Origin of the sequence: Mycobacterium sp. E3339 (assembly GCF_001666915.1) — a bacterium.
Taxonomy (GTDB): domain Bacteria; phylum Actinomycetota; class Actinomycetes; order Mycobacteriales; family Mycobacteriaceae; genus Mycobacterium.
The window spans coordinates 1-6,966 of the sequence record NZ_LZIZ01000119.1 but is presented as its reverse complement, the minus strand read 5'-3'; the positions used below and the strand labels follow the sequence as shown (position 1 = coordinate 6,966).

Below are 6,966 nucleotides of genomic sequence, written 5' to 3'. Positions count from 1 at the left end.
CGCCTCGATCTCGATCGCGCACGGAATCCGGCGGTTCGAGTTCATGATTCACGCCGACGAAACCGACGAGCAGGCCGAAGACCCGGCGTTCCTGAGCCAGATGCTGGCCCGGATGGTGCCGCACCCGGAGCGTGTCGACGTGATCCGGCGGCGCGTGTACACCCACCACTCGCGGATCGCCGGCGCGTTCCGCAAGGGCCGGCTGCTGCTGGCCGGGGACGCCGCGCACCTGATGCCGGTCTGGCAGGGCCAGGGCTACAACAGCGGAATCCGCGACGCGGCCAATCTCGGTTGGAAGCTCGCCGCGGTCGTGAGCGGCCGGGCCGACGAGAAGCTGCTGGACACCTACGACATCGAGCGGCGCAAGCACGCGCGGGCGATGATCGACCTCTCCACCATGGTGGGGCGAGTGATCTCGCCGACCAACCGCCGGGTGGCCGGCGCGCGCGACCTGCTGGTGCGGTCCGCGTCGATCGTGCCGTCGCTCAAGCGCTATGTGCTGGAGATGCGGTTCAAACCGATGCCCCGTTACGAGCAGGGCGCCGTCGTGCACAGCGCGCCCGGCCGGGCGGATTCACCGGTGGGCACCCTGTTCATCCAGCCACGGGTCGACACCCGCGAGCAGCGGGACGTGTTGCTGGACGACGTAATCGGCGACTGGTTCGCCGTGCTGTGCTGGAACAACAACCCGCGCAAGATACTCGGCGACGTCGCCTTCGCGAACTGGAAAGCGTTGGGCGCGAAGTTCATCGCGTTGCGGCCGGTGACTCAGCTGCATTGGACCGGACACGACGATCCCGACGTCGTGATCGTGGGCGACCGTAGCGGCGCCGTCAAATCGTGGTTCGACACCCATCAGGAGTCGGTGTTGTTCCTGCGTCCCGATCGGTGCATCGCCGGCGCCTGCATCGCCCAGCTCGCCCCTGACCTGAGCGCCGCGCTCCTTGCCGCGCTCACCCTCATCCCGAGAGGGGGTGACACGCAAAGTGGCACTGGCTCTGTGCTGTATGTCGCACAGCCCGCTCCTGAATCTTCCGGGGCCGCCGCAGGACCTGCTTGACGACATCGAAGCCGCGATCGCCCACGCGCGACAGTTCGTCGCCGACTACGACCCCGAACTCGTCGTCATCTTCTCCCCGGACCACTACAACGGGTTCTTCCACAAGATGATGCCGCCCTTCTGTATCGGCACGAGCGCCAACGGGGTTGGGGATTACGGAACCCATGCCGGCCCGCTGGACGTTCCCGAGCAGCTCGCCACCGACTGCGCGGAAGCCGTGCTCGACGCCGGGGTCGACATTGCGGTTTCGGCCTGCATGGAGGTGGACCACGGCACCGTCCAGCCGCTCGAGAAGCTTTTCGGCGAGGCCACTTCCCGCCCGGTGATACCGATCTTCATCAACGCGATCGGTGTGCCGCTGGGGCCATTACGTCGTTGCCGTGCGCTCGGGACCGCGGTCGGCTCGTATCTGGCCACGCTGGACAAGCGGGTGTTGCTGCTGGGATCCGGCGGCCTTTCACACAGCCCGCCGGTGCCCACCCTGGCCACCGCGCCGCCGCCGGTGCTCGAGCGCATCGTGCACGGCCGGCCGATGACGGCCGAGCAGCGGCAGGCCCGGCAGGCCGCCGTGATCGATGCGGCCAAGCGCTTCGCGGCCGGCGACAGCGAACTGCAGGCGTTGAACCCGGTGTGGGATCAGCGCTTTCTCGAGATCATCGACGGCGGGTGGCTGGACGAACTCGACCAGTGGTCGAACTCGTTCGTCGCCCACGAGGGCGGCAGCTCGGCCCAGGAAATCCGAACGTGGGTCGCGGCGTTCGCGGCGCTGGCCAGCGCCGGGCCCTACGACACCGTCGAGCGCTACTACAAACCGGCCGCCGATCTGATCGCCGGCTTCGCCATCAGAACGGCCGTGCCGAAATGACCGGCGCGGAGCACGGTTTCGACCACGTCGTCGACGTGCTCGTCGTCGGCTCGGGCGGCGGAGGGATGACGGCCGCCCTGACGGCCAACGCCGCCGGCCTGGACTCGCTGGTCGTGGAGAAGTCCTCGTTCTTCGGTGGTTCCACCGCGCTGTCCGGGGGCGGCATCTGGGTGCCGGGGGCGCCCGCGCAGCGCAGGGAGGGCTACGCGCCGTCACCCGAAGGTGTGGTCGAGTACTTGCGGCGGATCACCGACGGACTCGTCAGCGAGGCGCGGATACGGCAGTACGTCGAATCCGCGCCCAAGATGCTCGCCTTACTCGAACGGCTCTCCGGCTGGTGTGAATTCGTCTGGAAGCCCGGTTACGCGGACTACTATCCGGAACTTCCCGGCGGGTCCGAACTCGGCAGCACGATCAACGTGCCGCCCATCGACCTGCGCGAGCTGGGCCCCGACGAGCAGCGCCTCCTGCGACCCCTCGCGTTGGCGCCCAAGGGAATCTGGCTGGGACCCAAGGAACTTCGGACCTTCTACCGGATCCGGCAATCCTGGGCCGGCAAGGGCGTATTGCTCAAGCTGATCGCGCGGATGGTCAGGGCGCGGGTGTTCGGCGAGCGGATGGCCGCCATCGGGCAGTCCCTGGCCGCCCGCCTCAGACTGACCATGACCGAATGTGGCATCCCGCTGTGGCTGGACTCGCCGATGACCGAGTTGCTCACCGACGCCGACGGCGCGGTGACGGGTGCGGCGGTGGAACGAAACGGAATCCAGCAGCGGATCGGCGCGCGCTGCGGCGTCATCCTGGCTTCCGGCGGCTTCGACCACGACCTGGCCTGGCGCAAGGAGCTGCTGCCCGTGGTGGACCAGGACTGGAGTTTCGGTAACCCCGCCGCCATGGGAGACGGCATCCGCGCGGCCCAGAAGCTGGGCGCCGCGACCGACCTGCTCGACGAGGCGTGGTGGTTTCCCGCCATCCAATGGCCGGATGGCCGCATGCAATTCATGCTCAACGAACGCATGATGCCGGCACAGTTCATCGTCAACGGCGACGGCAAGCGCTTCATCAACGAGGCGGCGCCCTACATGGACTTCGGCCACGCCATGATCGATGGCCACAAGAGCGGGGTCACCCACATCCCCTGCTGGCTGATCACCGACCACAGGTCGTGGAATCGCTACGTCATCGGCGGGCACCTTCCCATCCCCAAGATCCCGGGTGCGCCGGTGCCCACCGGCCGTAAGGTCCCCCGGGCTTGGCTCGAATCCGGCGTCGTCAAGGCGGCGAGGACGTGGGCGGAGATGGCCGCCGCGATCGGCGTGCCGGCCGCGAATCTGGCCGAAACCGCCCGCCGCTTCAACGAACTCGCCCGCAGGGGTCACGACGACGATTTCCGCCGGGGGGACAGCGTCTACGACAACTACTACGGCGATCCGACCCTGCCCAACCCGAACCTGCGCCCGCTGGGCGACCCGCCCTACTACGCGTTCCGGATCGTCCTCGGCGACCTCGGCACCTCGGGCGGCCTGCGCACCGACGAATACGCGCGGGTGCTGACCGACGACGACAGCGTGCTGCCCGGACTGTACGCGGTGGGAAATACCTCCGCGCCGGTGATGGGACGCAGCTACGCCGGGGCGGGCGCCACCATCGGCCCCGCGATGACCTTCGGGTTTGTTGCGGCGAATCACATTGCCGCACATGCAGCCAACCGGACCCTTAATTCTCATAGGAGGTAGCAATGAAAGTATCCCTGTTCTACGAGTTCGCCCTGCCGCGGCCGTGGGCGCCCGACGACGAACACGTCATGATGCAAGAGTGCCTCGACGAGGTGGAGGCCGCGGACAAAGCCGGCTTCTCCACCGTCTGGCTGACCGAGCACCACTTCCTCGAGGAGTACTGCCACTCGACGGCGCCCGAGATCTTCCTGGCCGCGGCCAGCCAGCGGACCAAGAACATCCGGCTGGGATTCGGCATCATGCACCTGCCGCCGGTGGTCAATCACCCGGCCCGCGTCGCCGAGCGCATCGCCACCCTCGATTTGCTCTCCAACGGCCGCGTCGAGTTCGGCACCGGGGAATCGTCCTCGGTCGGTGAGCTGGGCGGGTTCAACATCGATCCCGCCGACAAACGGGCACAGTGGGAGGAGGCCCTCGAGGTCTCGATTCGCTGCATGATCGAGGAGCCGTTCACCGGCTTCAACGGCGAGCACGTCCAGATGCCGGCGCGCAACGTCGTTCCCAAGCCGTTGCAGAAGCCGCATCCGCCGGTCTGGGTCGCGTGCACGCGGCCGGCCAGCGTGCAGATGGCCGCCCAAAAGGCGATCGGCGCCTTGAGTTTCGCCTACACCGGTCCAGGCCCGCTGACCGAGCGGGTGAACGGCTACTACAAGGAATTCGAAGAAAGCGGCGTGCCCGTCACGCCGCGCATCAATCCGAACATCCTGGCCATCGGCGGCGACCTGTCGATGATGGTCGCCAAGACCGACGAGCAGGCGCTGCAACGGCTGGGGCAGGGCGGCGGATTCTTCTCGTTCGGGATCATGCATTACTACATGACGGGGGTGCACACCCCCGGACGGACCGGCGTGTGGAAGCGGTATCTCGAAGAGGTGGAAAAGGATCCGACGCTGGCGTACGGCCCGGGGCGGGGGGCGATCGGATCGCCCACGACCGTCCGAGAATTCCTGCGCGGCTACGAGGAAAGCGGCGTCGACGAGATCATCCTGCTGCTCAACCCCCGCAGCCACGAGGGCACCATGGAGTCCATCGAGCTGATGGGCAAGGAGGTGCTGCCCGAGTTCATCGAGCGCGACGCGAAGGCGGTGGCCGAGAAGGGCAAGCGGCTCGAGCCGGTCATCGAAAAGGTGGAGGCGCGGCGGCCGGCATCCACGGCGCCGCAGTTCGACGAACTGTACTCGTTTGGTGGCCTGCCGACCGGTCGGGGCGGTAAGTTCACCGCAAGCGAGATCCCCGAAGCCATGGCGGAAATCAACGAGGGCCGCGTACAGGCGGCCCAGCGGTTGAAAGAACAGCAGCAGCAGAAGTGACTCCGGAAGGTCGCTGAACTAGGAGACGGCCTTGGGAACCATCGACGCGCTCTGGCGCTACGACGGCCGCCGGGCGGTGGTGACCGGATGCGCCTCGGGCATCGGTGGGCACGTGGTCCGCCAGCTCACGGAACTGGGTGCCGACGTCATCGGGCTGGACAAGTGCCGCCCCGACTTAGGGTTGAACGACTTCCGTGAGATCGACCTGGCTGACCAGCATTCGATCGACGACGCCGTGGCGTCAATCGGGGGGCGGGTCGACGCGCTGTTCAATGTCGCCGGTGTCTCGTCGGGGATCGGTAACCCGCCGCTGGTCGCCACGGTGAATTTTCTGGGCCTGCGCCATCTGACCGAGTCGATGGTACCGATGATGGTCGCGGGATCGTCGATCGTCAGTGTCTCATCGCTCGCCGCGGCTTCCTATCGCGAACACGCCTCGGCGGTGGCACCCCTGCTCAACACCGCGACGATGCAGGAGGGCATCGATTGGTGCCACGCCAATCCCGAGATCTTGGGCAACGGCTACCAGCTATCCAAAGAAGCGATCATCTTCTATACCGCGCGAAGCGCTACGCCGCTGGGCGCCAAGGGCATTCGCATCAACTGCTCGGGGCCCGGGGTCACCGAGACGCCGATCCTGGATCAGCTGCGCACGGCCTACGGGCAGGGCTTCCTCGACGACATCCCCAAGCCTCTGGGCAGGGTTTCCGACCCCGCCGAGCAGGCGGCGGTGTTGCTCTTCTTGAATAGTGGTGCCGCCAGCTATATCACGGGGCAGATCCTCTGGGTCGACGGCGGCAACGTGGGCGCCGCGATCGCGCGTGACCTCTTAGGGCAGGAAGGAGCCCCGTGACCGACTTGACCGATTTCCGACGGGTCGCGCGTGATGTCTCCAATTGGGGACGGTGGGGCGACGACGACGAGCTGGGCACGCTGAACTTCATCACCGCGGACAAGATCGCCCAGGCCGCGGGTCTGGTGAGGCACGGCAAGGTGTTTCCGCTCGGCGTCGACTTCGGCGCGTCGGGTCCGCAGGGCGCCTTCGAGTTCCGGCACAATCCCGTCCACGTCATGACGGTGGACGGGGGCGACGTGAACACGCTGGCCAAGTATGGGCCGAGTTGGCCGCGTAACCCGTTGGCGCAGCAGCTGAGTGGCTACATGACGGCCGACAACCCGTTTCGTTTCAACGACGACATCATCATCATGCCGTTGCAGGCGGCGAGCCAGTGGGATGCGCTGTCCCACGTCTACTACGACGATCACCTCTACAACGGCTTCGCCGCGGATTCGGTGACCAGCATGGGCGCCTACCACTGTGGCATCGACAAGGTCGACGTCAAGGGCATCACGTCCCGCGGGGTGTTGCTGGATTTGGTTCGCCACCGGGGCGCCGAGGTCTTCCTCGAAGCCGGCAACCCGATCTCCCCGGAAGAACTCGACGACGTGGTTCGCGCGCAGGGCGTGGCGATCGGGCGAGGCGACATCGTGCTGATCCGGACCGGTTGGTGGACAAGGTTTGCCATGACGGGGAACAAGACCGAGGGCTACTCCGGGCTGGACTGGCGGTGCGCGCAGTGGCTGCACGATCACGAGATCGCCGCGGTGGCCGCCGACAACCTTCAGGTAGAGGACCTGGTGTCGGGCGTCGACGGAGTCACCTTTCCCCTGCACCTGCTCTGCCTGCGCGATATGGGGATGATCTTCGGCGAATACTGGGATCTCACCGCGCTGGCCGAGGACTGCGCCGCCGACGGCGTGTACGAGTTCCAGCTCGTCGCGCCGCCCCTGCGGGTCGTCGGCGCCGTGGGCTCACCGGTGAACCCGATAGCGATCAAGTGATCCAGACTCGTCGCAAGACCATGTTGGTCGACCACCACCGAGCGGGCGCCGTCGATCTGCCCGGCGATCTGCGCGGCCCAGCCGGAGGGAAGGAGCTTGTCGTCGCCCCCCTCGACGACCAGCGTCGGCACCGTGATGCGCTCGTACGCCCGG

6 protein-coding genes and 1 pseudogene are annotated in these 6,966 nt (G+C 67.1%); 6 read left to right on the top strand and 1 reads right to left on the bottom strand.

What is annotated here, in order from left to right; translation table 11 throughout:
* The 6 genes from A5702_RS10735 to A5702_RS10710 all read left to right on the top strand — a co-directional run.
* On the top strand, positions 1 to 1,060 hold a 1,060-nt coding region (locus A5702_RS10735; protein ID WP_197506541.1), incomplete at its 5' end, for an FAD-dependent monooxygenase.
* Positions 1,008 to 1,925 carry a 3-carboxyethylcatechol 2,3-dioxygenase gene (locus A5702_RS10730; protein ID WP_068220524.1) on the top strand — a complete coding sequence of 306 codons (918 nt, stop codon included), beginning with the start codon at positions 1,008 to 1,010 and terminating at the stop codon, positions 1,923 to 1,925. The genes A5702_RS10735 and A5702_RS10730, both read left to right, overlap by 53 nt.
* Positions 1,922 to 3,661 (top strand): FAD-binding protein, encoded by a 1,740-nt coding sequence (locus A5702_RS10725; protein ID WP_068220521.1) that lies wholly within the window; start codon positions 1,922 to 1,924, stop codon positions 3,659 to 3,661. Before A5702_RS10730 ends, A5702_RS10725 begins: the two co-directional genes overlap by 4 nt.
* Before the next feature lie 2 nt (positions 3,662 to 3,663).
* Positions 3,664 to 4,971 (top strand): LLM class flavin-dependent oxidoreductase, encoded by a 1,308-nt coding sequence (locus A5702_RS10720; protein ID WP_068220518.1) that lies wholly within the window; start codon positions 3,664 to 3,666, stop codon positions 4,969 to 4,971.
* 31 nt (positions 4,972 to 5,002) lie between these two features.
* Positions 5,003 to 5,824 (top strand): coniferyl-alcohol dehydrogenase, encoded by an 822-nt coding sequence (locus tag A5702_RS10715; protein WP_068220517.1) that lies wholly within the window; start codon positions 5,003 to 5,005, stop codon positions 5,822 to 5,824.
* Positions 5,821 to 6,813 carry a cyclase family protein gene (locus A5702_RS10710; protein ID WP_068220515.1) on the top strand — a complete coding sequence of 331 codons (993 nt, stop codon included), beginning with the start codon at positions 5,821 to 5,823 and terminating at the stop codon, positions 6,811 to 6,813. The genes A5702_RS10715 and A5702_RS10710 overlap by 4 nt, the downstream gene beginning before the upstream one ends.
* Positions 6,814 to 6,830: 17 nt before the next feature.
* On the opposite strand, the pseudogene A5702_RS26275 reads toward A5702_RS10710, so the two are convergent.
* Positions 6,831 to 6,966: pseudogene (locus tag A5702_RS26275) on the bottom strand (alpha/beta fold hydrolase); the annotation flags it as partial.